This is a genomic window from Nonomuraea indica, assembly GCF_002850745.1.
In the GTDB taxonomy this organism is placed as follows: Bacteria; Actinomycetota; Actinomycetes; order Streptosporangiales; family Streptosporangiaceae; genus Nonomuraea; species Nonomuraea indica.
Map to the genome: position 1 here is coordinate 92,041 of NZ_PJOK01000068.1, position 24,460 is coordinate 116,500.

A 24,460-nucleotide genomic window follows, 5' to 3' on the forward strand; every position below is an offset into this window, starting at 1 on the left:
TCCGGACGGGAACACCGGTACGCTCTCCGCGGACCAAGATCGTGCGAGAGGCTGCCGATGTTCCGTCTCCTGGCCATCCTGGCGGCCACCGCGCCGGCCTTCTTGTCCCTGCTGATGCTCCACAGCTACGGCTGGTTCGGCCACGAGCCGCCGCAGCCGGGTCCGTTGCAGCTCGCGATCGGGACAGCCCACGGCTACGCCACCGACTACCTGCCGGTCCTGCTGGCGTTCCTCGCGCTTTGGGCGCCACGGTGGCTGCCCAGGACCGGCGCGCTCGCCGCGGCCGTGGCGCTGGTGCTCACCGTGGCCACCGCCGCGCGATACGCGGCCTTCCCCCTACCAAGGGCGCGGTCGGCCTGAAGGTCGAGACGTGGGACGCGGCCGGCGACCGCGTCAAGCAAACCACGCTCCGCGCGTTCGCCCTCCGCTGACAGACCGCGCAGCGCGCCGCCCGCCCCGTCTCGACGGGGCGGGCGGCCTCGCCCATGCGTCAGCAGCCGCTGGTCACGTAGCAGCCCTTCACGTACCACTTGCCGCTGTAGTAGGCGCTGCTGGACGCCTTGCTCGTGCCGCCCAGAGGGACCAGGCCGCCCGGCACGTACGAGCAGGACGAGGTGGAGCAGAAGTAGCCGTAGACCCGGAAGTAGGTCTCAAGCCCGCTGGTGCACCGGACGCTCACCGAGTGGTCGGAGCTCGCGGTCTTGGAGCAACTGCCCACCGCGGCCGCAGGGGAGGCGGTGCTGCCCACGATGGCGGCGGCCCCCAGAACGACACCGGCGACACTGGAAAGGATCTTCTTCGTCATGGGAGTCCATGATCGTCCACAGGTGCCCTTCCGCACAAGATCGCATCGACGCCGGGCCGGTCCGCAGACGGATCGGTCCGGCCCCGCCGTCCTGGTGGGCGGAGGGGCCGTTACTGCCGGGGACGGATCTATCCGAGCACCGGGTAGTTCGCGCGGAACACGTTGTGCGGGTCGCGGGCCCGCTTGATCTCGCGCAGCCGCGCGAGCGCGCTGCCGGAGAAGGACATCGCCGCCGTGTCACCGGGGGACAGCAGGGTGTACGGCTTGCGGCCGCTGACGTAGGCCTCCAGGTCGGCCACGACCTCGGCCTGCTTGGCGCGCGTCGCGTCGGCCGCGTGCGGCAGGCCGAGACCCAGCAGGCCGAGCAGGTACGGCTCAGCCAGCGCGCCGCTCGCACCGGCCCCGCCGCCCGGCTCGGCGAGCGCCCCGCCCAGGTGCCTGATCTGGACGTTGATGAGCGGCTCGGCCGGCTTGGCCAGCAGGAGCTCCACCGCGTCCGCGTCCAGGCCGGTGAGCAGCTCCGCACGAGTGATGGACGGGGCAGGAGCGGTGGGCTCGGCGCTGATGCCACCCAGCTCCGCGACCGGGAGGACGCCGCGGCTGTCGGAGATCGCGCCCCCGATCTTGTCGATGCGCGCCAGCAGCTCCTCCCCCTGAGCCGCCCCGCCCAGGTAGGCCAGATCCAGCGTCACCATCGGCGGCGCGCCGGGGGGCTGGAGCCGGTTGATCCAGACGCTGAGTTCGCGTGGCGCCTCGGCGGTGATCTCCAGGAACGCGTCGTACACCTCCCTGGTCCGGTGCTCCGGCCAGATCACGCGCCCGCCGTACAGGGCCGGCGCGGGGTACAGGTCGAGTTCGAGGGCGGTCACCATCGCGAAGTCCCCGCCGCCGCCGCGCAGCGCCCAGAACAGCTCGGGATCGGACTCGGCGGTCACCCGGCCCGGCTCGCCGTCGGCGTCCACGATGTCGACGGCCCGCACGCTGTCGGAGGCGAAGCCGTACCTGCGGCTGAACCAGCCGACCCCACCGCCCAGGGTGTAGCCGGTCACGCTGACCCCCGGCGCGCTGCCGGACAGGCCGGTCAGACCCAGCGGCCCGGCCGCCGCCAGCACCTGCCCCCACTTCACGCCCGCGCCCACCCGGACCACGCGCTCCTCCGCGCGTACCTCCACCTCGTCCAGCAGGCCGGTACGCAACAGGATCAGGCCTTCCACGTCACCCGAGGCGCCATGCCCGCTCGGCTGCGCGGTCACCGTCATACCCGCCCGCCGCGCGTAGCGCACGAGCGCCGCCACGTCGTCGGCGTCCGCGGCCTCCGCCACGGCCGCCACCGGCTGCCTCACGGTCAGGTTCCACGCGGCGGCCGCCTGCTCGAAGCCGTCGTCATCGCGCAGGAGCACGCGCCCTTTGAGGACACCCCGCAGATCGTTGATCGTCATCATCGTCTTCCTTTGTCGAGTCGTCAGAAAATGGAAAGAATGCCGTGCCGCGCCACGGGGACGTCAGGCGGGCCGCGCGGCGGGCGCCGGGGTGGTGGTCCCCTGGGTCGTGCGCGCCTTGCCGGTCTCGCGGAGGAGCAGCGACCCCGTGACCGCGATCAGCGCCGAGGTCAGGCCGTGGATGCCGAACGCGGCGGCAGCGGAGCCGTGGTGGGCCAGGACGTTGACCATGTCGCCGAACGGGGCGACGGCCACCATCACCAGGACCCAGCCCAAGGCGCGGCGCCGGCCCGTCACCAGCAGGATGCCCATGGCCAGGCCCATCGCGACTTCACGGCTGCCCTTCACGACGGGGAAGCCGCTGTCGCCGGAGGGCCAGTTCGGCAGGCCCGGGAAGGACGCCTCCAGGGGCAGGAGGAAGGACGACCCGAGGTAGAGGGTGAACAGGACGACGGCGGTGGCCAGGACGGTGTTGAGCTTCTTCAGCGACATGGGTGTTCTCCTTCGATGTTCGGACCGGGCAGGGGTTCAGCCGCGGACGCGGCGGATGTGGCGGGCGTAGCGGGGGCGGCCGACGACGTGCCAGAGGACGCGGGTCGGGGCGGCGAGGCGGCTGAGGACGGCGGCGCGCTCGGCCGGGTTCGCGTCCTCCATGGCCGCGCCGAAGAGCGTGAGCAGGGTGAGCCTGGGGGTGTTGTTCACCAGGTGGTCGCCCAGGGAGGCCCACTCCTGCCGGGTGATGTGCTTGGCCGCGAGCGGGAGGAGGGTGGCCTCCTCGTCGTCGAGGTGTGCCAGCAGGACCGCGCGGTGCTCGGACAGGGCGGCCACGAGGGTGTCGCGCTCGTCGGCGCCCGCGGTGGCCTCCCAGGCGGGGACCGCGGCGTCCAGCCTGGTCAGGGTGGCCGCGATGCGTTCGTGCTGGGCCTGCATGCGCAGGACGATGTCGGCCTCCAGGTCCACCCGGGAGAGCAGCGGCGGCCACAGCAGCTCGTCCTCGCCCTCGTGATGGTTGCGCAGGCCCAGCCGGTAGACGCGGAAGTGGCCGGCGATCACCTTGGCGCGAGCGGTGTCACCCGGGGTGACGGCCGCGACGAGCTCCATCAGCAGCCGTGACTCACGGCGGAGAACGCGGTGGACGATCTCCATGTCCTGGGTGTTGACGCTCATCTGTCCCTGCCCTCGGTCGGTTGCGATGTGTCCAGGCTGCTCCCGGGTGTTTGGAGGGGGCTTGGAGCCGATTTGGAGCGCCCACGTACGATGTCCAGATCATGGTCTTCATCCGGGTGCTGGGCGCGTTCGCGGCGGAGGTGGACGGTGCGCCCGTTCACCTCGGCGGGCCCCGGCAGCGGGGCGTGCTGGCGTTGCTGGTGGCGGCGCGCGGGCAGGTCGTGCCGGTCGACCGGATGATCGAGGATCTGTGGCGCGGGGAGCCGCCCGCGCGGGCGCTGATGTCCCTGCAGGCGTACGTGTCCAACCTGCGTCGGCTGCTGGAGCCCGGACGTCCGCCGCGCACGCCGGCCCGGCTGCTGGTCAGCGCGGCGCCGGGTTACGCGCTGCGGCTGCCTCCGGAGGCGGTGGACGCGTGGCGGTTCGAGGGCCTGCTGGGCCAGGCGCGTACGGACACCGACCCACGCGCCGCGCGGGCTCGGCTCGCCGAGGCGCTGGGACTGTGGCAGGGGCCGGCGTTCGCCGAGGTCGCCGACGAGCCGTGGGCCGCCGCCGAGACGGCCCGGCTGAACGAGCTACGCCTGGTCGCCGCCGAGCTGCACGTCGCCGCGGGTCTGCGCATCGGCGACCCCGCCGCGGTGGTTCCCGAGGCCGAGCGGCTCACCCGCGACGAGCCCCTCCGCGAGGAGGGCTGGCGATTGCACGCCCTGGCCCTGTGGAGCAGCGGCCGCCAAGCCGACGCGCTGGCGACGCTCCGTCGCGCCCGCGGCATCCTCGCCGAGGAGCTCGGGCTCGACCCCGGCCCGGACCTGCGGGCGTTGGAGGAGGCGATCCTCGCCCAGCGCACGGACGTCCTACGCGCGACCGTGCCCCCTCCCCCGCCCCCGCACGTGGCTCCCCTCCCGGGGACGGCTCCGATCGCCGAGGCGCCGTTCGTCGGACGTGAGGCGCAGCTGTCGGCACTGGTCACGGCCGCCACCGGGGCCGCCGCCGACGGAGCCCGTGTCGCCCTCGTCACCGGCGAGGCCGGGCTGGGCAAGTCGACGCTGCTGGAACACCTCGGCAGGCGGCTCGAACGTGACGGCTGGCTGGTCGCCGTCGGCCGCTGCCCCGAGGTCGACGGCGCGCCGCCCGCGTGGGCCTGGACCGAGGCGCTGAGCGCCGTGGCCGCGTCCACGTCCCCGGGCGCGTACGCGAACGACCTCGCGCCGCTGCTCACCGACACCGAGCCGGTGAACGCCGACGCCACCGCTGGACGGTTCCGCCTGCGCCAAGCCGTGTGGAAGTGGCTCGCGGCGGTCGCCGCGGAACGCCCGGTCGCCGTCGTGCTGGACGACCTGCACTGGGCGGACGCCACCACGCTGGAACTGGTCGGCGGCGTCGTCGGCATGCGGGCGCCGGTCCTGGTCGTCGCCGCGTACCGCGCGGACGAGAGCGGGCGCCTCACCGAAACGCTGGCCTCCCTCGCGCGCGCCACGCCCCTCCGCCTGGCGCTGCCGGGGCTGAACGACGAGGCCGTCGCGGAGCTCGTGAGGGCCGAGTGCGAAGCCGACGAGGAGACCATCGCGGGAATCGCCGAGCGCACCGGCGGCAACCCGTTCTACGTGCGCGAAAGCGCCCGGCTGCTGAACGGCGAAGGCGCGCTGGTCGCCCTCTCCGAGGTCCCCGAAGGCGTACGGGACGTCCTGCGCCGCCGGCTCGCGCGCCTGCCCGAGGGAGGGGTGTCCGTCCTCAGGCTCGCCGCGGTCGCAGGGCGAGAGAGCTCGGTGGACGTCCTGGTCAAGGCCGCCGACACCGACGAGGACGGGGTGATGGACGCCCTGGACGCGGGCGTCATCGCCGGGCTTCTCGACGAGCCCGGTCCCGGCCTCATCCGCTTCGTCCACGCCCTCGTCAGGGACACGCTCATCGCCGACGTCAGCAGATTGCGTGCCACCCGGATGCACGCCCGCATCGCCGCCGCTCTCGAAGGCACCGACGACGTCGCGGCGCTGGCCCATCACTACGCGCGCGCCGGCTCACCGAAGGCCGTCGGCTACTGCGTCCAGGCCGCCGAGCTCGCCGAGGCCCGTTACGCCCACGAGGTGGCGGCCGACCTCCTCACCGACGCCGTCGCCAACTCGACCGGACCGGACGAACGCGTCGAACTGCTCGGCAGGCTGATGCGCGCGCAGATCCGGGCGGGGGCCGTCGCAGCCGCCCGCGAGACGCGCCGTGAAGCCGTGGAGTACGCGGAGTCCCTGGGCCGCGACGACCTGATGATCGCCGCTTTCACCGCGTGGACGGAGCCGACTCCCTGGCAGGCCCGTACCTACGGCACGGTGGACCGGCCCATCGTCGACCGCCTGAGCCGCCTGCTGAAGCGCGAACTGGCTCCTCCGGTGCGGTCCCGGCTCCTGACGGCGTACGCGCAGGAACTGGTCGGCGAGGACGACCCGACCGTTCTGGAGGCGGCGCGGGAGGCACTCGACCTCGCCACCGAACCCCGGTTGCGGGCCGCGGCACTCGAGATCCTGGCCGAGGTCCACAGCGATGCCGAGCTCTGCCGGGAGCTCGTGGAGATCGGCACCGAGCACGACCTGCCGGTCTACCGCGTCTCCGGGCTGCTCAACCATGCCGCCGTCGCCGCCGCCGCCAACGACCCGGTGACCATGCGCCAGGTGATCACCGAGGCCCTGGAACTCGCGCGCACCTACCGGATGCGCGAGGCGATCGCCGTCGCCGAGATCACGCTGGCGAGCCTGGCGCTCGTCGAAGGCCGGTTCGCCGACGCCGAACGCCTCTACCGCACGGCCGACGAGGGCATGCGACGCATCGGGTCGGTGCACGCCACGGGCTTTCTCCACCTCGCCCTGGCCACGATCCGGCTGAACGAGGGCACGCTCGGCGCGCACCTGGACGACGTGCGCGCCCTCCACGCCACGCTCGGCCCCATGACCTCCGACCTGCTCGCGCTCGCCCTCCACGCCAACGGCCTGGGCGCCGAGGCCCGCGCGGTCCGCGCGTCACCCCGCCCGATCCGTCCCGACTTCTTCTTCACCTTCCTCACCACGGTCCGCGCGATGGCCATCATCGCCCTGAACGACCGCGACGCCGCCGAGGAGATCTACGCGGCGCTGCTTCCGCACCGCGACGGCCCCCCGGCGGGCGCCGCGAGCCTGTCCTTGGCGCTGCCCCCGGTCGCCCACACCCTCGGTGAACTGGCCGTCTTCCTCGGCCGCACCGAGGCCGCCGCCCACTTCGCCCACGCCGCCACCATCGCCGACCGGTGGAACGCGCCCCACTGGGCCGCCGAGGCCCGGTCACGGAAGCTGGCTGCTGGGTCGCCTGGGGCGGGAAGGGGTACGGGCTCGGTGGACCGGCCCGGCACGGTGCGGCGGCCTCAGCCCGAGCGGAGCTGAAGGACACCGCCTCTACCGCGCCTACCCCGCTCGGCGTGAGCTCCCGCCACGACCTCCACGAGGCTCTGGCGTAGCCTTCGAGCATGTCCGTGTATCTGAACCACACCATCATGCCTGCCAGGGACAGGGACGCGACCGCCGCCTTCCTCGTCGAGATCCTCGGCCTGGAGCCGGCGCCGGAGTACGGGCCGTTCCGGGTTGTCTCGCTCGGCAACGACGTGTCGATCGACATCGTGCAGGCGGGCGACGACCTGCCGTCGCTGCACTACGCGTTCCTGGTCGGAGAGGAGGAGTTCGACCAGATCTGGGGCCGCATCAAGGAGCGCGGGCTGACGTACTGGGCCGATCCGTTCCACCGGCGGGAGGGGCAGATCAACACCAACGACGGCGGACGCGGCCTCTACTGGTCCGACCCCAACGGCCACAACCTGGAGATCATCACCGTGCCGTACGGCGGCTAGGCTGTTCCGACCCGCGGGGTTGCCGCCGCGGCACCCTGTCCCCCCGCGGCGGAACGGTTCAGTCGCCCCCCGCCAAGGCCGCGTACGGTGTCTGATGCGCAAGGAGAGCGCCATGTACACCTGCAGGCTGGCGCGGGTGGCCAGCGGCTGACCGAAAGGCTGCCTGGTGACGAGGTCCCAGAACTGCACCGTTCCGTCCTCCTCGATGGTGGCGGTGTGGCCGGTCAGCGGCTGACAGACAGGGCGGCCGGTGGCCGGGTCCCACAACCGCAGCGTTCCGTCCCCGTTGACGCTGGTGACGACGACGTACTCCCCTGGCTGGAGCGCGGCAGGGATGTCCGGCTCGGTGTAGAACAAGGTGGACGCGTTCGCCGCGGGCGCGAGACTGCGACGGGCCGGTCCAGTATCTCGTCCTGTGCCTCCCACACGTGCCCCATCCCGCCCTCGCCGAGCTGCCGCACCAACCGGTAACGGCCCCCAAGGAGCTGGTCTCGCACTGTCGCGCCTCCCTCGGTTCCGAGTCTTCGAGCTTCCTGCCGAGCCGACCGGGGGCCGCGGGTCAGAATGTGGCGATCGGGTTGACCGGGCTGCCGGACGTACCGGCGAAGCGTACCGGCGCGACTGCGAGGTGGAAGTCCCACTGGCCGAGCTCGGCAGCCGTCGTCGCGCACGCCTCCAGGTCGCAGTTGTCGAGCATCCACAGACCCATCGCGACGAGGCTCACGGCGTGCACCGGCATCAACACGTCTTCGTACCCCGACGGCTGGACGTCCTGCGGAGTGTCGGCGCCGATCAGCGCGACCTCCCGTTCATGCAGCCACGGCAGGCAGGACGCGTGCCACCCGGCCTGCGTGAAACCGCTGACCGCACCGTTCTCGCGCCGGACGCGGCCACGGCCGGTGCGCAGGAGTACCGCGTCGCCGGACCGCACCCGCACACCCTGGCGACGCTCGGCCTCCTCGAGATCGTCGGGAAACACTCCCTGCCCGGGTTCCAGCCACGGCACATCGCGCACGCTCGCGATGTCCAGCAGGACGCCACGCGTGATGATCCCGTTCGCCGCCGCCGTGACGGACGCCCACGCCGATCCCGTCGCGGCGTCGACCAGCGAGTGCGACCGCCCGTTGTACATCATGCCGTCCCAGAAGATGTGGCACGGCGAGTCGACGTGGGTGAGCGTGTTGCCGTGGAACGTGACGCCGAGCCGCTCCGACGAGAAGCCCCAGCGCCGGTCGTTGCGGAAGCCGGGCGCCGGCATGTTGTCGGCGCCCGGCATGTCGGCGGCGCACGGGCATGTCGTCGTCGACCGCTCCATGTCCTCCGGCGCGGCGACCTCCCACGCGCACGACACGCTCCTGCCGTGGCGCACGGCCCGCGCCGCCGCCAGCCGGACATCGTCGGTGATGTGGTTCAGAGTGCCGAGCTCGTCGTCGTCGCCCCACCGGCCCCAGTTCGACAGCGTGTCGAAGTATCCGAGCACGTCGTCCTGCGTGGGCATCGGTCGCTCCGCCGTCATCCCAGCATCGACTCCTCCGGTCACGTGGTTCGGGGCACTGCAGGCAGGGTATCCCGCCCGGTCCCGATCGGCCGTCATCTCCGCGCAAGCCCCAGAAGCACGACTACGCTCCGGACCACGTCGAGCCGGTCCGCAAGACGCCTGGAGCGTTCAGCGTCCTCGGCGCGTGTAGGCGCGGAGCGACAGCGGGACGAAGATCAGCAGCAGCGCGGCCGACCAGAGCAGGACGGTGGCCACCGGATGCGCCAGTGGCCAGGCCACGCTTCCGGACGGAGCTCCCGGGTTGCCGAACAGCTCCCGTGAGGCGGCGGTGAGCGCGCTCACCGGGTTCCAGTCGGCCAGGAAGCGCAGCCAGCCCGGCATGCCGTCGGTCGGGACGAACGCGTTCGACAGCATCGTGAACGGCAGGAACAGCGGCACCATCGCGTCGGCGACCTGGTCGTTCTTCACCGCCAGGCCCACGTAGACGCCCACCCAGCTCAGCGCGTACCGCAGCACGACCATCAGCAGGAACGCCTGGGCCGTGGGGATCAGGCCGCGGTGCGGCTGCCAGCCCACCAGCAGGCCCGCGCCCACCATGATGGCCAGCATCAGCAGGCCGGTCAGCAGGTCGGCGCCGGTCTGCCCGAACGGCACCGCCAGGCGCGCCATCGGCATCGACCGGAACCGGTCCATCACGCCGCGGGAGGCGTCGGCGGCCATCCGCGTCATGACCCCCATCAGCGCGGAGAAGGTCACCATCGCGAACAGGCCGGGCATGAGGTACTCGCGGTAGTCGCCGCCGTCCGGCACCTGGATCGCGCTGCCGAAGACGTACCCGAACAGCAGCACCATGACGGCCGGGAAGATCAGTGCCGCGACGAGCTCGCCGGGGTCGTGTCGCAGGCGGCCCAGCTCGCGGCCGACCAGGGTCAGCCCGTCGGTGAGCGTCCAGCGCAGGCGGCCCAGTGGTGAGGTGAGGGCGGTCATCGCACGGTCTCCTTACGGTCGGTGAGGCGCAGGAACACCTCGTCGAGGGTGGGGCGGCGCAGGCTCACGTCTGCGGCGGCGACCCCGGCGTGGTCGAGGTCGCGCACGATGTCGGCGAGCCGGAAGCCGCCGCCGGGCAGGGCGACGCTGAGCCGGTCGGCGCCCGTCGTCGTGGGATCGGTGCCGGTGAGGGTGTTCAGGACGGTCATCGCCGCAGGCAGTGCGGCGGGGTCGTCGAGGACGACGTCGAGGCGGTCGCCGATCGTGGCCTTCAGCTCGTCGGGGGTGCCCGTGGCGATGACCTGGCCGTGGTCGACGACGGCGATGTCGTCGGCCAGCTGGTCGGCCTCGTCCAGGTACTGCGTGGTGAGCAGCACCGTGGTGCCGTCCGCCACCAGCTCGCGGACGTGGTCCCAGATCTCGCCGCGGCTGCGCGGGTCCAGGCCGGTGGTCGGCTCGTCCAGGAAGAGCACCTCGGGGCGCAGGATGAGGCTGGCGATCAGGTCGAGGCGGCGCCGCATGCCGCCGGAGTAGCCGGAGACCTGCCGATCGGCGGCTTCCATCAGCCCGAAGCGTTCGAGCAGCTCGTCGGCCCGCCGGTGCGCCTCGCGCCGGGGCAGGTGGCACAGGCGCCCGAACATGCGCAGGTTGCCACGGCCGGTGAGTTTCTCGTCCACGGCGGCGTACTGGCCCGCGAGCCCGATCCTGGCGCGTACCTGGTCCGCCTCCCGGACGACGTCGTATCCGGCGATGCGGGCGTGGCCGGCATCGGGATCGGACAGGGTCGCCAGGATGCGCACCGCGGTCGTCTTCCCCGCGCCGTTGGGCCCCAGCACCCCGCAGACGGTTCCTCTCGGGACGCTCAGGTCCAGTCCTCGCAGCGCATGGGTGTCGCCGAAGGACTTGTGCAGCCCTTCGGCGACCACGATCGGATCAGGCATGTCGCCTCCACTGGGTACGTTGTACGCGGTTCCGGGTCAGGCTAGAGTACTGGGTACTATGTACGCAACTGGAGGGGAGGAGACGGTGGCCGACGCCGAATACGTGAGCATCTGGATGCGGCCCGAGCGCCCCGCCCGCGGCCCGAAGCCGGTCTACAGCCGCGCGCAGATCACCGAGGCGGCGATCCGGATCGCCGACGCCGAGGGGCTCGACGCCGCCACCATGCGGCGGATCGCCGCCGAGATCGGCGCCGGCGCGATGTCCCTCTACCGGTACGTCCCGAGCCGCGACAACCTGGTCGAGCTCATGGCCGACCGGCTGATGGGCGAGATCGACGTCACGGGCATGCCCTCGGGCGACTGGCGCGCCGACCTGACCCGCTACGCCGACGGGCTGCGGGCCATGTGGCTGAGGCACCCGTGGATCTCCACCGTGCAGCGGTCACTCCCCAGCTTCGGCCCCAACCAGCTGCTCCTGATCGAACGGCTGATGGGAGTGCTCGACCCCTTCGTCTCCATCGACGAGAACCTCAGCCTCATGGCCGTGCTGAACGGCTACGTCGAGGGCACCGTCCGCGAGGAGATCAGCTCGGCCGAGGAGGTCCGCCGCAGCGGGCTCAGCGAGTCGGAGTGGATGGAGCGGAGCTCCCCGTACGTCGACCGGCTGGTGAAGAGCGGGGAGTACCCGATCTTCACCAAGATCGTGATGGAGGCGCGCCAGCCGCACCTGAGCCGTGACGACCAGTTCCGGTACGGGCTCCAGCGCGTCCTCGACTGCATCGCCGCGGCCCTCCCGTCAACGGCCGGGTCTGCGATGCCGGCGCACCGGGAGGAGCGGGAAGAACAGGACGGGCCAGGGCACCGATAGGCACGGCGGCGGCCCGCACCCGGCCGGCCTGCCTGCCAGGACCGCCGACGTGTCGAGGGACCCGGACCTCTCGCAACTGCTCCTGCCGTGGCCAACAGCACTTCAGAAGGCCACGCCGCTGCGAGCCTGGGCGGATGCGGCCGGCTAGGGGTCGGTCGTGTCTCACCCGGCCGCCCGATCGCGGAAGATGTGGCGATACGTCTGCGGAGACTGGCCGGTGATCCGGCTGAAGTGGTGCCGGAAGTTGGCGGCGGCGCCGAACCCCGTGCGCTTCGCGATCTTGTCGATCGACTCGTCGGAGGTCTCCAGCAGTTCCTGTGCCAGGCGGACCCGCTGTTGCATGAGCCACTTCTTCGGGGTGATGTCGAGTACCTCGCGGAATCGGCGGGCCAGAGTCCGCTCGCTCATACGGGCGGCCCTGGCGAAGTCGGAAACCGTGAGCGACCGGTCCAGGTTCGCACGCGCCCACTGCAACACCGGCGTGAGTTCGCTGCGGATCTCGGGTCGAACCAGCAGCTGGGCGACCTGGGGCTCCGCCGCCTCGCGAGGAGGAGGGACGACCATGCGGCGGGCGATCTCGTTGGCCACTGCCGCGCCGTGGTCCAGGCGTACCAGGTGCAGGCACAGATCGATGGCCGCGGCTGTTCCCGCTGACGTCAGTATGTCGCCGTCGTCGGTGTAGAGCACATCCGGTTGGACCTGAACGGCGGGGAAGCGGTGGGCGAAGTCGCCGGCGTTCATCCAGTGGGTTGTGGCCTTGCGGCCGTCGAGCAGCCCAGCGGTGGCGAGCACGTACGCACCGGTGCACAGGGAGACGATCCGGCGGCCGTGGTCGTGGGCCGAGCGCAGCGCCTTGATCAGGAGCGGGGGCGGGTTGAGCTGAATGTCCCTGTCGATCGCCGGCACGATGACGGTGTCCGCCTCGGCGAGATCTTCCAGCCCATGGGTGGTGTCGACCCGCATCCCCGCCGGTGTCCGCAGAGGACCCGGCTCTGCGGCGCACAGGCGTAATTCGTACCAGGGAGCGACGATGTCGCTACGGTCAACGCCGAAGACTTCGCACGGGACCGCCAGTTCGAACGTCGGCACGGCATCGGTGACCGCGACCGCGATGACGTGTCTGTGCCCGTCAGGCCTGCTTGGCATAGCGAGATTTCCACCTTCCGTGAACGCGCGTCGTCCGTACTCCCCCATCACGGCCCGAGCCCCGCGCCCGCGGTGCGGCGCGCTCCGGCGGTCGGCGAAGGTTGCGCCGGCGATCAGGGCCTCGATGAGCGACAGGGGCAGGCGCAGGTCCTGTTCCACCGAGAACCTCGGCATGACACCGCCGGCGCCCCGTGATCAAGTCCTGTTCGACCCCGCCACCACCCAGCCAAGCCCACCTTGGGCACGCGGCCTCATCGGCCGGCATCGCACCACTGCACCGAGCACGCGCCCGACGACCCGCCGCGCCCGCTGCCGGCCATATCGCTCGCCGCGTGGGCTCTCACAATAACGGTTCAACGCGAAGGTCCGCCTGGCCATCCTTGAGCACCCTGCGGCTTCCTCGCCTGTCAGCGGACCGTGATGAGGACGTCCAGGATGGTGGCCTGATCGACAACACCATCCTCAACCTGGCCATCCCGTCGCTGATGCGCGAACTGGGCGCATCGAGGCGGGCTCGTGAAACCATATGAACGATCTGTTCGCTTGAGGGAAGGAATGGTCGTCCGATGCCGCCCGCGTTCACCGCCCAGGAAAAGGCCCGCATCACCGCCCTGCTCCTGGAGACCGGGCAGAAGCTGTTCACCAGCCAAGGGCTGCGCAAGACGTCCCTGGAAGAGCTGATGGCCCCCACCGGAGTGGCCAAGAGCAGTTTCTACGTGTTCTTCGACTCCAAGGAGGCGCTGTATCTGGAGCTGATGCTCCAGCAGTCGGGCGAGGTCACGCGCCGCGTCATCGACGGCGCGCTGCTGAGCACCGACGACACACGCGAAGGACTGCGCCGCTTCCTGCACGCCACCATCGAGGAGTTGTCGGCCAACCCGCTGTGGCGCCGCCTGATGACCCATCCGGAGGAGATGCAGGCTGTGGCCCGCAAGCTGGACCCCGAACGGGTCGCCGCCATGCCGGACAACCCCGCCACCGCACTGACCGAGTACGTCGCCGCCCACAAGGACCGGGGCGACCTGGTCGCCGCCGAGCCGGCCGTCATCATCGGCGTCCTGCAGTGCGTGCTGCTGGTGCCGATGTTCGCCGAACGGCTCGGCGACCCGGTCCTCTACCCCAAGATCCTCGACCTGCTCATCGAGATCGTCGCCGCGGGCCTGGCCCGGCGCAACGAATGACTCCACCCCGGATCGGCATGGGACAAGGACCGTGAACGCGCTTCCGCCGCCTCTGCCGGCGGACCGTCGTCCTACCCAGCCGGATGATGAGAAATCTTGGCTGTCGTCTCACGTTCGCGTGCGCAGCAGATGAACACTCAGCGCGATGAGCCAGCAGAAGCCGGTCAGCAAGGAGACGTGTTCGAGCAGTCCCGCCGGTGCCGGTCGCCAGACTCCCAGGACGTCGAGGCGGCAGGCGATACCGGCGGCGAACGCGGAGACGATGATCAGTGCCCCCGACAGGTGAGAGTAGCGGGCCCAGCTCCGGCCTCGTTCCCGCAGGCGCCGCGCCAGGACGAAGGCCGCCGCACTGAGCCGCCGCGCAACGCCCGGCGCAGTCCGGCCGCGAAGGCCAGCAAGAGCATCCCGCCGAGCACGAAGTTCGCCGTCTGCAGCCAGGCGCGCTCGCCGGTGCCGAGCTGGCTGGCGCTGTGGTGCCACAGGCTGTGACCGGGCCGGGTGGCGTCGTCGGCCCACAACAGCACCGGCACCAGAGCAGCGGCGTGAGGATACGCGCGGTCAATCAACGGACGCCCACTTGATCAATACAGATATTTTAGCCCATACTGAAATAACTGTAAGAGGGAGGGCGGGTCCGGCATGACTCAAGGAGATGCGTTGCTGGAGTGGGTTGAACGCGTCGCCATGTATCTGGCGCGCGACGGTGTGCCACCGATCGCCGGGCGGGTGCTCGGCTGGCTGATGGTCTGCGATCCGCCCGAGCAGTCCGCCGGGCAGATCAGCACCGCCATCGGCGCCAGCCGCGCCTCCCTCACCTCGAACCTGCGGCTGCTGACCAGCATGGGGTTCCTCACCTGGCGGACCCGGCCGGGCGAGCGCACCGTCTACTACCGGATGGCCGACGACGCCTGGGTGGTCGTGGTGCGCCGCCAGATCGCCTCCATCGCCTCGTTCCTGGAGATCGCCCGCGACGGCGTGGACCTGGTGGGCGCGGACGACGAACGTGCCGCACGGGTCCGCCAGGCGCACGCCACCTTCGAGTGGATGGCCAAGATTTTCGACAGCGCGCCGCCTCCACCCGTTGACGGCCCCGGCGACGAGGAGACTTCATGAGCGGACACGCCATCGTGGTCGGCGGCGGCATCGGCGGGCTGGCCGCGGCGCTGGCGATGCACCGGATCGGCTGGCGGGCCACCGTGCTGGAGCGGGCGAGCGAACTGAGCGAGATCGGCGCCGGGATGTCCCAAGCGCCCAACGCCCTGCGCGCGCTGGCCGAGCTCGGCGTCGAGGACCAAGCCCGTGCGGTCGGGGTGCCCACCCACGCCTCCGCCAACCTGCGTACCCCGGACGGCCGCTACCTGCAACGAGCCCGGCCCGGGGATGCGACCGCGATGCTCGCCTTCGCTCGCGCCGATCTGCACCGGCTGCTGCTGCAGGCCGTACCCGCCGACTGGATCCGCACAGGTGCGGAGGTCACCGCCGTCCGGCAGAGCGGCAGCAACGTGACCGTCGACTTCGTCGGCGGCGAGCTGACCGCCGACCTCGTCATCGCCGCCGACGGCATCCGGAGCACCGTCCGCCGCCTGCTGTGGCCGGACGCGCCACCGCCGCGCTTCCTGGCCCGTACCGCATGGCTGGGCATCGCCCCGATCGCCGGCCTGCCGGGCAGCATCACCCTCGGTCCAGGCGGCTACCTTCTCGTTCACCCCATCGCGCGCGATCGCGCGTACTGGGCCCACGTCACCACAGCCGACACGCCGGGCGTCCGCTACGACCAGGAGAAGGCCGAAGTCGCCGCCCGTGTCGGCGCCTGGCACGACCCGATCCCGGCCCTGGTCGAGGCCACCCCGGCCGAGGCGGTGATCCATATCGACATCTGTGACCTGGAGCCGTTGCCGACCTACGTGCGCGGCCGGGTGGCCCTGCTCGGCGACGCCGCGCACGCGATGAGCCCGGACCGCGGCCAGGGCGCCGGGCAGTCGATCGAGGACGCCGTCGTGCTCGCCGCAGCCCTCGCCGGCGAGCCCAGGATCGAGGCCGCGCTGCGCCGCTACGACACCGAACGCCGCCCGCGCACGCAGGCAACCGCCCGAGGCGCCCGCAAGGACGGCGACCGCACCACCTCCAGGGCCGCCCACCGGGCGATGGTGACGATGATCCGGCTGATGCCGGCGCCGTTGTGGCGCAAGGGCATCGCCGCTGACGGAAACCCCACCTGGCGATGGCGGCCGCCGCGCCTGCCCTCATCGACGCGCCCCTGACGCCGGGCCGGCTCCCGGCGGCGAGCGGGAAGGCGGTGCGTCTCATCCGGCCGGCGGGCCGCCACGATGCCGGTGGAAAAGTACAGCACGAGGGTGTCCCGGGATCCCCCGCACACAGCCGCGAGACCGGCGCTGGTCGTTCCGGCCATCAGCAGTGTCGTGATGAGGCGTCGCTTCCATGTGGGCAACGGCTTGATGACACCTTCACTCCAAGCGGCAGGAGTAGCGCCGGAGTTCGCAACCTGCCACAGCGAGACGAGCCCATCGTGAACGGACCGGCGTGATCGGCGGAAAGTGATGGCCACCGGACGGCGTCTGCGTCCCCCACGCGATGAGACGCAGTCGCCGGTTGGCAGTAAACCGAGAGAAATTGGCAGTCGTTGCCCTGTGGTTGCCGTGCGAGGTTGGCCAGGATGAATCAGTAGGAACCCTATGAGCGAGGAGCAAGAGTGGATCTTGGGGTGGTGCTGCCCACGTCCGGGCCGTATGCGTCGGTGAAAGCCATCACGCGGGTGGCGCGAGAGGCCGAGCAGTTGGGCTATGGAGCCGTCTGGACCTACGAGCGGCTGCTGTACCCGACGGCCGGTGCCACGTCCGGCGGCCGGCCCCAGCCACTCCCCGACTACTACGCATCGACCTTCGAGCCGATCGAGACGTTGAGCTATGTGGCGGCGTGCACGGAGCGCATCAGGTTGGGGACCAGTGTCGTCAACGCGATCTTCCACAATCCTGTGGTGCTCGCCCGGCGTTTCGCCACGCTCGACCAGTTGAGCGGTGGGCGAGCCATCGCAGGCCTGGGTTTGGGCTGGATGGACCAGGAGTACGAGGCGGTCGGCGTCTCACAGCGCACCAGGGGCGAGGCTCTGGAGGAGGCGATCGGCGTGCTGCGGGCCGCCTGGGGCGCCGACCCCGTCGGCTTCCAGGGCAAGCACTATGCCGTCCCGTCGTCTGCGATCAATCCCAAGCCCGTCCAGCGGTCGGGGGTTCCGATCGTGCTGGCGGCGATGGTTCCGGCTGCGATCGACCGGGCAGCGCGAGTGGCTGACGGGTTGCACCCGGTGGCGTTCTCGTACGAGTCCTTGGAGGAGGCCGTCACTCGTTTTCGCGCCACGGCCAGGGAAGCGGGGCGTGCTGTGGCGGACCTGCGCGTGGTCGTGCGGGCCAACACCCCCATCACCTCGAGCGACCTGGGCGGAGAGCGGCCGTTCCTGGGTGGCTCGGCCCGGCAGATCGCCGCCGATCTCGACCGGCTCGTCGGCCTGGAGGTCGACCACGTCCTGTTCGCCGACGGCACCTCCACCACGGTGGACGAGGCGCTGCGCCGTCTCGCCGAGTTGCGGGAGGCCGTCCCGACGGCGCGCTGGCGAACCCTTGCCTGACGGATCGCTGTCCTCCGACCATCGCCGGCCGGTGTTCGACAGAACCGACAGGGAAATTCGATCTTGAGCGTCACAGTGCATTTGATGAGGGTGGCGCAGGCGGGGACCGGTCCGCGACGGCGGTCCGTGACAGAGTCGGGCGTCGATCTCGGCTGGGAGCCGTGGGCAACCATCGAGCATCTCGTCGCGCTCGCGAGAGACAGGAGCCGGGCTCCCCTGCTCCAGCGCATCGATCCCTGGGACGACGTCACCCTGACCTCGTCGGAGATGCCGCAGTTCCTCGACGAGCTGGACTATCTGCGAACCTTGGCGGAGGACGATGTCGAGAGAGACGCCCTGGACGAGCTCGTGGCGATGGGCCGGCTCTGCGCAGAGGACGCCGGCCTCGAACTGCTCTTCGCCGGTGATTGAAGGCCGTATGGCAGCGAGGACGACTCCATGACGAGCTCGTGGCGATCCCGCTGGGCCGTGGACCGTTGCACGATGTCGAGCTCTTCCCGGGCGGGCGTCGACCTGGCGGGGTGATCCCGGGCTTCCGAGTTGACCTCGAGTCGACTCTAGGGTGAATGATTTCGCCCGAGACAGCCGCGAAAGGATTATCGATGAAGTACCGCATGATTGGCAGCGACCCGAAGAGCCGGCGACGTGTCAGCGCGCTGAGCCTTGGTGCGATGCTCTTCGGCAGCGCCATCGACGAGGCGACGTCCTTCGCCATCCTCGATCGCTTCGTCGAGGCCGGCGGTAATTTCATCGACACCGCGAACAATTACGCCTATTGGGTCAACGGCACGCAGGGCGGCGAAAGCGAGGCGCTGCTCGGCCGCTGGCGTCGCAGCCGCGGCATCGGGGATGACATCGTCATCGCCACCAAGCTCGGAGGACGGCCGAACGTTCCGGCGACCACGCTCACCCTCGACATCGAGGGCTTGTCGGCCAAGGTGATACGGGAGTCGTCGGAGCGAAGCCGGGAACGGCTCGGCGTGGCCAAACTGGACCTCCTGTACGCCCACATCGAGGAGGCGAGGGCGCCGCTGGAGGAGATCGTCGAGAGTTTCGCGGGCTTGGTCGAGGAAGGCACCGTGGGTCTTCTCGGAGCGAGCAACCACTGGGTCTGGCGACTCGAGCGGAGCAGAAGCCTGGCGGCCGCGGCGGGGCTACCCGGTTATGAAGTCGTGCAATATCACCACTCCTACCTACGTCCGCGCACCGATCTGCCGACGCTGCGATCCAAGGACGGCAACCTCGGCCTTACCAGCGGAGACCTGCTCAGCTATCTGAGAGCCGAGCCTGCGCTCACGCTGGTCGCCTACTCCCCCTTGCTGGGCGGTGGTTACGTACGACCGGACAAGCCACTCGGCGTCGCGTTCGACCACGCGGGCACGCCACGGCGTCTCGCGGCACTGCGGGAAGTGGCGCAGGAGACGGGAGCGACCGTCAACCAGGTGGTGCTCGCCTGGCTGATGGGCGGCGAGATTCAGGTCATCCCGCTGGTCGGCGCCTCCTCGGTCGAGCAGCTGGAGGAGAGCCTGGCCGCGGTGGACCTGGAGCTGACCGCGGAACAGCGGGCGAAACTCGACGCCGCATACTGACGCGGTCACCGTCCGGTCAAAGGCGCAGCCCGAGCGGCGCCGCTGCCACGAGGCCGCCATCGATGACGAGCCCCTGTCCGGTGATGTACTGCGCGCATCTCGGAGCCGCGCCGCTGCCGCGCATCTGTGGAGATCCGGGAGCTGCCCATCAGTCGTACACCGTCCGGTTGGACACGGGCAGCTCCGGGGACTGGTAGGTCAGATCCAGGTCGCTGACCTGCGGGTGCCACAGCCGCTTGCTGCCGTCGTGGCGGATACGCACGTCGTGGGCGGCCCACTGGCTACGGAACTCGGTGCTGCGCGTGGACAGCTCACCGACGAGGTCGCGCAGGGCTCGGTCGTGGGGCTCGCGCCCGGCTTCGGCGCGCAGCAGCGCGGCGGTGGCGACGGCGGCCGCGTCCCAGTCGACGAAGAACCGCTGGGAGCCCGGGTCGAGGAAAAGGTAACGGGCGATGTTGGCGCGGCCGTGCTGCGCGGTGGTGGGACTGTCGAAGACCGGCGCGTGCAAGGTCCGAACAGCGCATTGCCGGCGACGATGTCCTGGCAGCCGTTGCGCACGAACGCCGCCGACATCGTCATGGAGTCCAGCAGCCACCGAACCCGCGGCGGAACCTGGACGTCCTTGCGACGCGAGGGTACGCGGCGGGCGGTACGGGCGGCGCGGGCCAGGTCGCCCCCTGTGAACGCGCTCTGCCTCGCGTGCGACCAGGCGGGTTTCCTGGGCTCGGCACCCCACGACCGCCATCGCCGTCATCCGGCGCCGCCGCTCCGCGCTACCCGCGCACTGGCTGCCGCCCTGGGGTGTATGGCCAGGTCAGACGGGGAGTGGTGGGGAGTCGAGACACTCCAGGCAGCCCGGGTCACGGCACGGGGCACCGCCACCACCGAGAGAGACGACCATCCGGAACGGAGAACTTCTGATGCGTGCAACCCTGATGTACGGTGCCGGCGACGTCCGCGTCGAGCAGGTGCCGGACCCGGTCATCAAGCTGCCCACCGACGCGCTCGTCCGCGTCACCGCGTCCTGCATCTGCGGCAGCGACCTGTGGCCCTACGGCTCGATGAAGCCGGAGGACGGGCCCGCCCGGATGGGGCACGAGTTCATCGGCATCGTCGAGGACACCGGCCCCGAGGTGACCACCGTCGACCGGGGCGACCTGGTCGTGGCGCCGTTCGCCATCTCCGACAACGCCTGCCAGTTCTGCCGCGAGGGACTGCACACCTCCTGCGCCCACCCGCAAGCCGGCTTCTGGGACGGCGAGGCGGACGAGGGCGGCCAGGCCGAAGCGGTCCGCGTCCCGCTCGCCGACGGCACCCTGGTCAAGCTGCCCGTCGAAGCGGACTCGGCCCTCATGCCGTCCCTGCTGACGCTCTCGGACGTGTTGGGCACCGGCTACCACGCGGCCGTGGCCGGCGGCGTCAACGAGCGCACCCGCGTCACCGTGATCGGTGACGGCGCCGTGGGCCTGCTGGCGGTCCTGTCGGCCAAGCGCCTGGGCGCCGAGCAGATCATCCTGATGGGACGCCACCAGGCCCGCACTGACCTCGGCCGCGAGTTCGGCACCACCGATGTGGTCTCCGCCCGCGGAGAGGAAGGCATCGAGCAGGCGCGGGAGCTCACCGGCGGCAACGGTACGCACGTGGTCCTCGAATGCGTGGGCAACATGCCCGCCTACGAGCAGGCCCTCGGGGTCGTCCGCCGCGGCGGCGTCATCAGCCGGGTCGGCGTCCCACAGTACGAGGACGCCCCCGTCGGCTTCGGCAGCCTCTTCCGCCACAACATCCGCCTGGCCGGAGGACCCGCACCCGTGCGCGCCTACATCGAGGAACTGATGCCCGACATCCTCGGCGGCGCCATCGAGCCCGGGAAGGTCTTCGACGCCACCACCGACCTCGACGGCGTCCCAGCCGGCTACCGGGACATGGCCGACCGCAAGACCCTCAAGGTCCTCATCAACCCCTGACCGATACAGCACGGCGACGAAGAAGGACGACATGTCTGGGCGGGTGAGGAACGGCCCGGTCGACCCGTCCGCGTTCGGTTCGTCGCGGCCTCGCGTCGGCGCCGGCCACCAGGAGGATGGACCTCATATTCGGTCGGTGGGGAAAAGGGCGCGGCGGTCGGTGGTGTCGCGACCCGGACGCGATTTCAGGAAACCGCTTCTGTGCCGGGCGTGGCAGGTCGGGTTTGTGGGGGTACAAGCGGCCCCGTCATCGAGCCGCGGTGCTGATCGACGCCTTCGGCCGGCCGTCCCCCGTGTGGACGTTCCTGCCGAAACCCGGGCGCTACCGCAGTTGGTCGCGGCGGCGGGTGAGGTAGGCGGTCTCGCCGGTGTTGCCGGCCAGGTCGATGGCCCGGTCGTAGGCCGCGTGTGACTGCCGGCTTCGGCCCAGCCGGCGCAGCAGGTCGGCGCGGGTGGCGTGGTAGGCGTGGTAGCAGGCCAGCACCTCGGCGAGGCGGTCCACGATGGCCAGTGCCACCTCAGGCCCGTCGAGCTCGGCCACGGCGATGGCCCGGTTGAGGGCGATGATCGGCGAGGGGTCGAGGCGGACGAGCCGGTCGTAGAGGGCGAGGATCTGCGACCAGTCGGTGTCGCGGATGTCGCGGGCGGAGGTGTGCACCGCGTTGATCGCGGCGAGGATCTGGTAGCGGCCCGGAGCCACCCCGGCGGCGGCAGCGGCCAGGCGCTCGCGCACCAGCCGATGGCCTTCGGCGATGAGTTCCGCGTCCCAGGCCCCACGGTCCTGCTCGTCGAGCGGGACCAGTTCGCCGTTCGCCGAGACGCGGGCGGTGCGGCGGGCCTCGGTGAGCAGCATCAGCGCCAGCAGCCCGGCCACCTCTCCGTCCTGCGGCAGGAGCGCGCGGATCAGGCGGGTGAGCCGGATCGCCTCGGTGGTCAGGTCGTGTCGTACGGGGTCGGTGCCGGGGCCGCTGGCCAGGTAGCCCTCGTTGTAGACGAGGAACAGCACGGCCAGGACGCCGGAGACACGAGCCGGAAGATCGTCGGCGGACGGCATCCGGTAGGGGATGCGAGCCGCCTTGATCTTGGCCTTCGCCCGGGTGATGCGCTGTTCCATGGTGGTCGCCCGTACCAGGAAGGCGCGGGCGATCTCGGGCACGGTCAGACCGCCGACCATGCGCAGCGTCAACGCCACGCGCGCTTCCACCGCCAGCGCCGGGTGGCAGCAGGTGAAGATCAGCCGGAGCCGGTCGTCATCGATGGCGCCGACGGGCTCGGGCAGGTCGTCGTACGTCATCCGAGCCTCCCTGTGCTTGTCGTCGCGCCTGCTCTCACGCCGGATCCGGTCGATGGCCTTGCGGTTGGCGGTGGTGGTCAGCCACGCGCCCGGATTGGGCGGTACGCCGTCGGCCCGCCACCGCTCCACGGCGGTCGCGAACGCCTCGGCAGCCGCCTCCTCGGCGATGTCGAGGTCACCGAAACGCCTGGTCAGGGCGGCCACCACCCGCGCCCACTCGTCGTGGTGGGCCCGGATGACCGCCTCCTCGGCCTCGCTCACAGGAACGGCCGTACCTCGATCTTCCGATGGCAGATCTTCGACGCCTCGGCGGCGAGCTTGAGCGCCACATCGAGATCAGGAGCCTCCCACACCCAGACGCCGGCGAGGTACTCCTTCGACTCCACGAAAGGCCCGTCGCTGAACACGGGCTGCTCGCCCCGGTTGTCGACGACCGTGGCCGCGTCGGTGTCCGCGAGCCCGCCCGCGAAGACCCAGTGGCCTTCGGCGATCAGTCGTTCGTTGAACGCGCTGATGGCGGGCCGCCTGTCCGTGCTGTCGGGATCGCTCCTGTCGTCGATCACGGAAACCAGGTACCGCATCTGAAGATCATCTCCTGTGGTGTCAGGACAGCGTGGTCCGGTGGTCAGGCACGTCAGGCCGTCGCGTACCGCGGCCGCCCGGCCGGCCGGTAGACCTGGATCGTCACGCCCTTCGAGTCGACCCGCGACTCGACCAGGTGGAGAGCGAGGTCCGGACCGGTCTCCGGGAACAGTCTCGCGCCCTGGCCGACGATCACCGGGATCACGATCAGGATCATCTCGTCGACCAGGTCCTTCTCCAGCAGCCACCGGGTCAGGATGCCACTGCCGTGCACCTGCAGCTCACCCCCGGGCTTGGCCTTCAGCTCTCTGACGGCCGCCGCGAGGTCACCGCGGAGAACGGTCGTGTCCTTCCAGCGCGGCGAGGTGAGCGTGGTCGAGGCGACGTACTTGGGGGCGTCGTCCAAGGCCGCGCCGATGGGATGTGTCCGGTCCCAGGAGGTGAACAACTCGTAGGTGCGCCGGCCGAACAAGAACGCCTCGGCGCGCTGGTAGGTCTGTGTGATGAACGACCTGGTCTCGTCGTCACCCGCCCCGCGAGCCCATCCGCCGCGCTCGAATCCGTTCCTGCGGTCCTCATCCGACGTACCGCCGTTTCCCTGCATCACTCCGTCGACGGTGACCTGAGTGACGGTCGTCAGCTTCATGATCGCGATTCCTTCGCCTCGGCGCCGCCCCGTGTGGGCGGCCTCACCCCTGCTACGAACACCACCGCCCCGATCCGACATCGCCGCCCGGACTTCTTCACCGAATCCTCCGGGACGCCGGTCGCCGGCGATCCGACAGCACGACCGCGTCGCGGCGACCGCGCTCCAGCGGAAGACCGTCTTGGCTGTCCGATTATCGACGCTCTTCGTCTGTTTTTCGGGCTCCTTACACCAAGGACGTCGACCTATAGTCGAGCTGTTTCGCATCCATGGGAAGAAAAGGCCGAACCGATGATCCGAGGCGTCTGGCGGTTCCTTTTAGCTACGGTCACGATGACCGCGCTGTTCACTGTCCATCCGCTCTCTTCGGGAAGCGCGGCAGCCGCACCCGAGAAGAAATGCGTGTTCATTGCCGAGAAGGCCAAGCCGGGCACGGAGGCCACCCCGCTGCGGGAGGTGTGCGGTGACGAGACGACGGTCGCCTCGGCCGCCGCCGAGCGCACCTTGCTGATGACTCTGTACGAGCACGCCGACTTCGGGGGCGACAGTTCCGACATCTACGGCGACTACGGCACCTGTGACCCGCAGGGATACACCTTCGACTTCTCCGCCAGGTACTGGGGCTGGGTGCTCAGCTCCTACCGGGTCCACGGCCGCTGCTGGTTGTCCAATCTTGACACCCGATCTCCGGGAATGAACTACGGCCCCACTCGCGCGGGTCCCGTCACCTACGTCGGTGACGCCTACAACGACAACGTCGGATTCCTCTGGATCCGGGCCCAGGCGATCTGAGAGCGTGTCCGAGATGGCCGGCTCGGGGAGTGACGGCTGATCCAGGTTTCGTTCGGCTT

Annotated in this window: 26 protein-coding genes; 13 read left to right on the forward strand and 13 right to left on the reverse strand. The window is 70.8% G+C overall.

The genetic code is table 11. The features are described from left to right. Positions 1–57: 57 nt before the first annotated feature. Entirely contained in the window at positions 58–360 is a 303-nt protein-coding gene (locus tag CXR44_RS37645; protein ID WP_101790941.1) for a hypothetical protein, read from the forward strand. 130 nt (positions 361–490) lie between these two features. Here CXR44_RS37645 and CXR44_RS37650 read toward each other — a convergent pair whose 3' ends face one another. From CXR44_RS37650 to CXR44_RS37665, 4 genes are all read right to left on the reverse strand, one after another. Then, positions 491–805 (reverse strand): hypothetical protein, encoded by a 315-nt coding sequence (locus CXR44_RS37650; RefSeq protein ID WP_101790942.1) that lies wholly within the window; start codon positions 803–805, stop codon positions 491–493. Positions 806–933: 128 nt separating this feature from the next. After that, positions 934–2,244, reverse strand: a complete 1,311-nt coding sequence (locus CXR44_RS37655; protein ID WP_219602256.1) for an FAD-binding oxidoreductase — start codon at positions 2,242–2,244, stop codon at positions 934–936. 63 nt (positions 2,245–2,307) lie between these two features. After that, positions 2,308–2,736 carry a DUF4267 domain-containing protein gene (locus CXR44_RS37660; protein ID WP_101790944.1) on the reverse strand — a complete coding sequence of 143 codons (429 nt, stop codon included), beginning with the start codon at positions 2,734–2,736 and terminating at the stop codon, positions 2,308–2,310. Positions 2,737–2,772: 36 nt separating this feature from the next. Continuing rightward, positions 2,773–3,411, reverse strand: coding sequence for a hemerythrin domain-containing protein (locus CXR44_RS37665; RefSeq protein WP_101790945.1), 639 nt, complete (start codon positions 3,409–3,411; stop codon positions 2,773–2,775). 101 nt (positions 3,412–3,512) lie between these two features. On the opposite strand from CXR44_RS37665, the gene CXR44_RS37670 reads away from it, so the two are divergent. Both CXR44_RS37670 and CXR44_RS37675 read left to right on the forward strand, forming a co-directional pair. Beyond that, positions 3,513–6,812, forward strand: a complete 3,300-nt coding sequence (locus CXR44_RS37670) for an ATP-binding protein (RefSeq protein WP_245899914.1) — start codon at positions 3,513–3,515, stop codon at positions 6,810–6,812. 83 nt (positions 6,813–6,895) lie between these two features. Then, positions 6,896–7,273, forward strand: a complete 378-nt coding sequence (locus CXR44_RS37675; RefSeq protein WP_101790946.1) for a VOC family protein — start codon at positions 6,896–6,898, stop codon at positions 7,271–7,273. 559 nt (positions 7,274–7,832) lie between these two features. Here CXR44_RS37675 and CXR44_RS37685 read toward each other — a convergent pair. The 3 genes from CXR44_RS37685 to CXR44_RS37695 form a co-directional block, all read right to left on the reverse strand. Continuing rightward, positions 7,833–8,771, reverse strand: a complete 939-nt coding sequence (locus CXR44_RS37685) for a cyclase family protein (protein WP_101790973.1) — start codon at positions 8,769–8,771, stop codon at positions 7,833–7,835. 168 nt (positions 8,772–8,939) lie between these two features. Then, positions 8,940–9,758 carry an ABC transporter permease gene (locus tag CXR44_RS37690; RefSeq protein WP_101790948.1) on the reverse strand — a complete coding sequence of 273 codons (819 nt, stop codon included), beginning with the start codon at positions 9,756–9,758 and terminating at the stop codon, positions 8,940–8,942. Continuing rightward, positions 9,755–10,699: an ATP-binding cassette domain-containing protein gene (locus CXR44_RS37695; protein ID WP_101790949.1), complete on the reverse strand. Its 945-nt coding sequence runs from the start codon at positions 10,697–10,699 to the stop codon at positions 9,755–9,757. The genes CXR44_RS37690 and CXR44_RS37695 overlap by 4 nt, the downstream gene beginning before the upstream one ends. Positions 10,700–10,757: 58 nt before the next feature. On the opposite strand from CXR44_RS37695, the gene CXR44_RS37700 reads away from it, so the two are divergent. Beyond that, positions 10,758–11,567, forward strand: coding sequence for a TetR/AcrR family transcriptional regulator (locus CXR44_RS37700; RefSeq protein WP_245899927.1), 810 nt, complete (start codon positions 10,758–10,760; stop codon positions 11,565–11,567). A 162-nt stretch (positions 11,568–11,729) separates the two neighbouring features. Here the strand turns inward: CXR44_RS37700 and CXR44_RS37705 are convergent, their stop codons facing one another. Next, on the reverse strand, positions 11,730–12,713 hold the full coding sequence (locus CXR44_RS37705) for a GlxA family transcriptional regulator (protein ID WP_101790974.1): 984 nt from the start codon (positions 12,711–12,713) through the stop codon (positions 11,730–11,732). Between the two features lie 380 nt (positions 12,714–13,093). Here CXR44_RS37705 and CXR44_RS39185 point away from each other — a divergent pair, with 380 nt between their 5' ends. Together CXR44_RS39185 and CXR44_RS37710 are read left to right on the forward strand one after the other, a co-directional pair. Then, entirely contained in the window at positions 13,094–13,243 is a 150-nt protein-coding gene (locus CXR44_RS39185; RefSeq protein WP_144070229.1) for a multidrug efflux MFS transporter, read from the forward strand. Positions 13,244–13,279: 36 nt separating this feature from the next. Continuing rightward, positions 13,280–13,894: a TetR/AcrR family transcriptional regulator gene (locus CXR44_RS37710; protein ID WP_101790951.1), complete on the forward strand. Its 615-nt coding sequence runs from the start codon at positions 13,280–13,282 to the stop codon at positions 13,892–13,894. A 266-nt stretch (positions 13,895–14,160) separates the two neighbouring features. Here CXR44_RS37710 and CXR44_RS37715 read toward each other — a convergent pair whose 3' ends face one another. Continuing rightward, positions 14,161–14,424, reverse strand: coding sequence for a DUF998 domain-containing protein (locus CXR44_RS37715; protein ID WP_245899931.1), 264 nt, complete (start codon positions 14,422–14,424; stop codon positions 14,161–14,163). A 127-nt stretch (positions 14,425–14,551) separates the two neighbouring features. Between CXR44_RS37715 and CXR44_RS37720 the strand changes: the two genes are divergently transcribed. From CXR44_RS37720 to CXR44_RS37740, 5 genes are all read left to right on the forward strand, one after another. Then, complete coding sequence (locus CXR44_RS37720) at positions 14,552–15,007, forward strand: GbsR/MarR family transcriptional regulator (protein WP_245899933.1); 456 nt, start codon at positions 14,552–14,554, stop codon at positions 15,005–15,007. Beyond that, the gene (locus CXR44_RS37725; RefSeq protein ID WP_101790954.1) at positions 15,004–16,155 is read left to right on the forward strand and encodes an FAD-dependent monooxygenase; all 1,152 of its coding nucleotides are present in this window, start codon (positions 15,004–15,006) and stop codon (positions 16,153–16,155) included. The genes CXR44_RS37720 and CXR44_RS37725 overlap by 4 nt, the downstream gene beginning before the upstream one ends. Before the next feature lie 449 nt (positions 16,156–16,604). Next, a complete protein-coding gene (locus tag CXR44_RS37730) occupies positions 16,605–17,534 on the forward strand; it encodes a TIGR03619 family F420-dependent LLM class oxidoreductase (protein ID WP_101790955.1) in 930 nt (309 codons plus the stop codon). 126 nt (positions 17,535–17,660) lie between these two features. Continuing rightward, complete coding sequence (locus CXR44_RS37735) at positions 17,661–17,945, forward strand: hypothetical protein (protein WP_144070230.1); 285 nt, start codon at positions 17,661–17,663, stop codon at positions 17,943–17,945. Positions 17,946–18,136: 191 nt separating this feature from the next. Beyond that, complete coding sequence (locus tag CXR44_RS37740) at positions 18,137–19,123, forward strand: aldo/keto reductase (RefSeq protein WP_101790957.1); 987 nt, start codon at positions 18,137–18,139, stop codon at positions 19,121–19,123. Between the two features lie 148 nt (positions 19,124–19,271). Here CXR44_RS37740 and CXR44_RS37745 read toward each other — a convergent pair whose 3' ends face one another. Continuing rightward, positions 19,272–19,631, reverse strand: a complete 360-nt coding sequence (locus tag CXR44_RS37745; RefSeq protein WP_245899935.1) for an MmyB family transcriptional regulator — start codon at positions 19,629–19,631, stop codon at positions 19,272–19,274. 412 nt (positions 19,632–20,043) lie between these two features. Between CXR44_RS37745 and CXR44_RS37750 the strand changes: the two genes are divergently transcribed. Beyond that, a complete protein-coding gene (locus tag CXR44_RS37750; RefSeq protein WP_101790958.1) occupies positions 20,044–21,087 on the forward strand; it encodes a zinc-dependent alcohol dehydrogenase family protein in 1,044 nt (347 codons plus the stop codon). Between the two features lie 322 nt (positions 21,088–21,409). On the opposite strand, the gene CXR44_RS37755 is transcribed toward CXR44_RS37750, so the two are convergent. From CXR44_RS37755 to CXR44_RS37765, 3 genes are read right to left on the reverse strand one after another with little or no spacing between them, the layout of a single operon-like run. Next, the gene (locus CXR44_RS37755; protein WP_101790959.1) at positions 21,410–22,642 is read right to left on the reverse strand and encodes an RNA polymerase sigma factor; all 1,233 of its coding nucleotides are present in this window, start codon (positions 22,640–22,642) and stop codon (positions 21,410–21,412) included. After that, the gene (locus tag CXR44_RS37760; RefSeq protein WP_101790960.1) at positions 22,639–22,962 is read right to left on the reverse strand and encodes a YciI family protein; all 324 of its coding nucleotides are present in this window, start codon (positions 22,960–22,962) and stop codon (positions 22,639–22,641) included. Before CXR44_RS37760 ends, CXR44_RS37755 begins: the two co-directional genes overlap by 4 nt. A 53-nt stretch (positions 22,963–23,015) precedes the next feature. Further along, on the reverse strand, positions 23,016–23,609 hold the full coding sequence (locus tag CXR44_RS37765) for a dihydrofolate reductase family protein (RefSeq protein WP_101790961.1): 594 nt from the start codon (positions 23,607–23,609) through the stop codon (positions 23,016–23,018). Positions 23,610–24,011: 402 nt separating this feature from the next. Here CXR44_RS37765 and CXR44_RS37770 point away from each other — a divergent pair, with 402 nt between their 5' ends. Continuing rightward, positions 24,012–24,401 (forward strand): beta/gamma crystallin family protein, encoded by a 390-nt coding sequence (locus CXR44_RS37770; RefSeq protein WP_101790962.1) that lies wholly within the window; start codon positions 24,012–24,014, stop codon positions 24,399–24,401. The last annotated feature ends 59 nt before the right edge of the window (positions 24,402–24,460 follow it).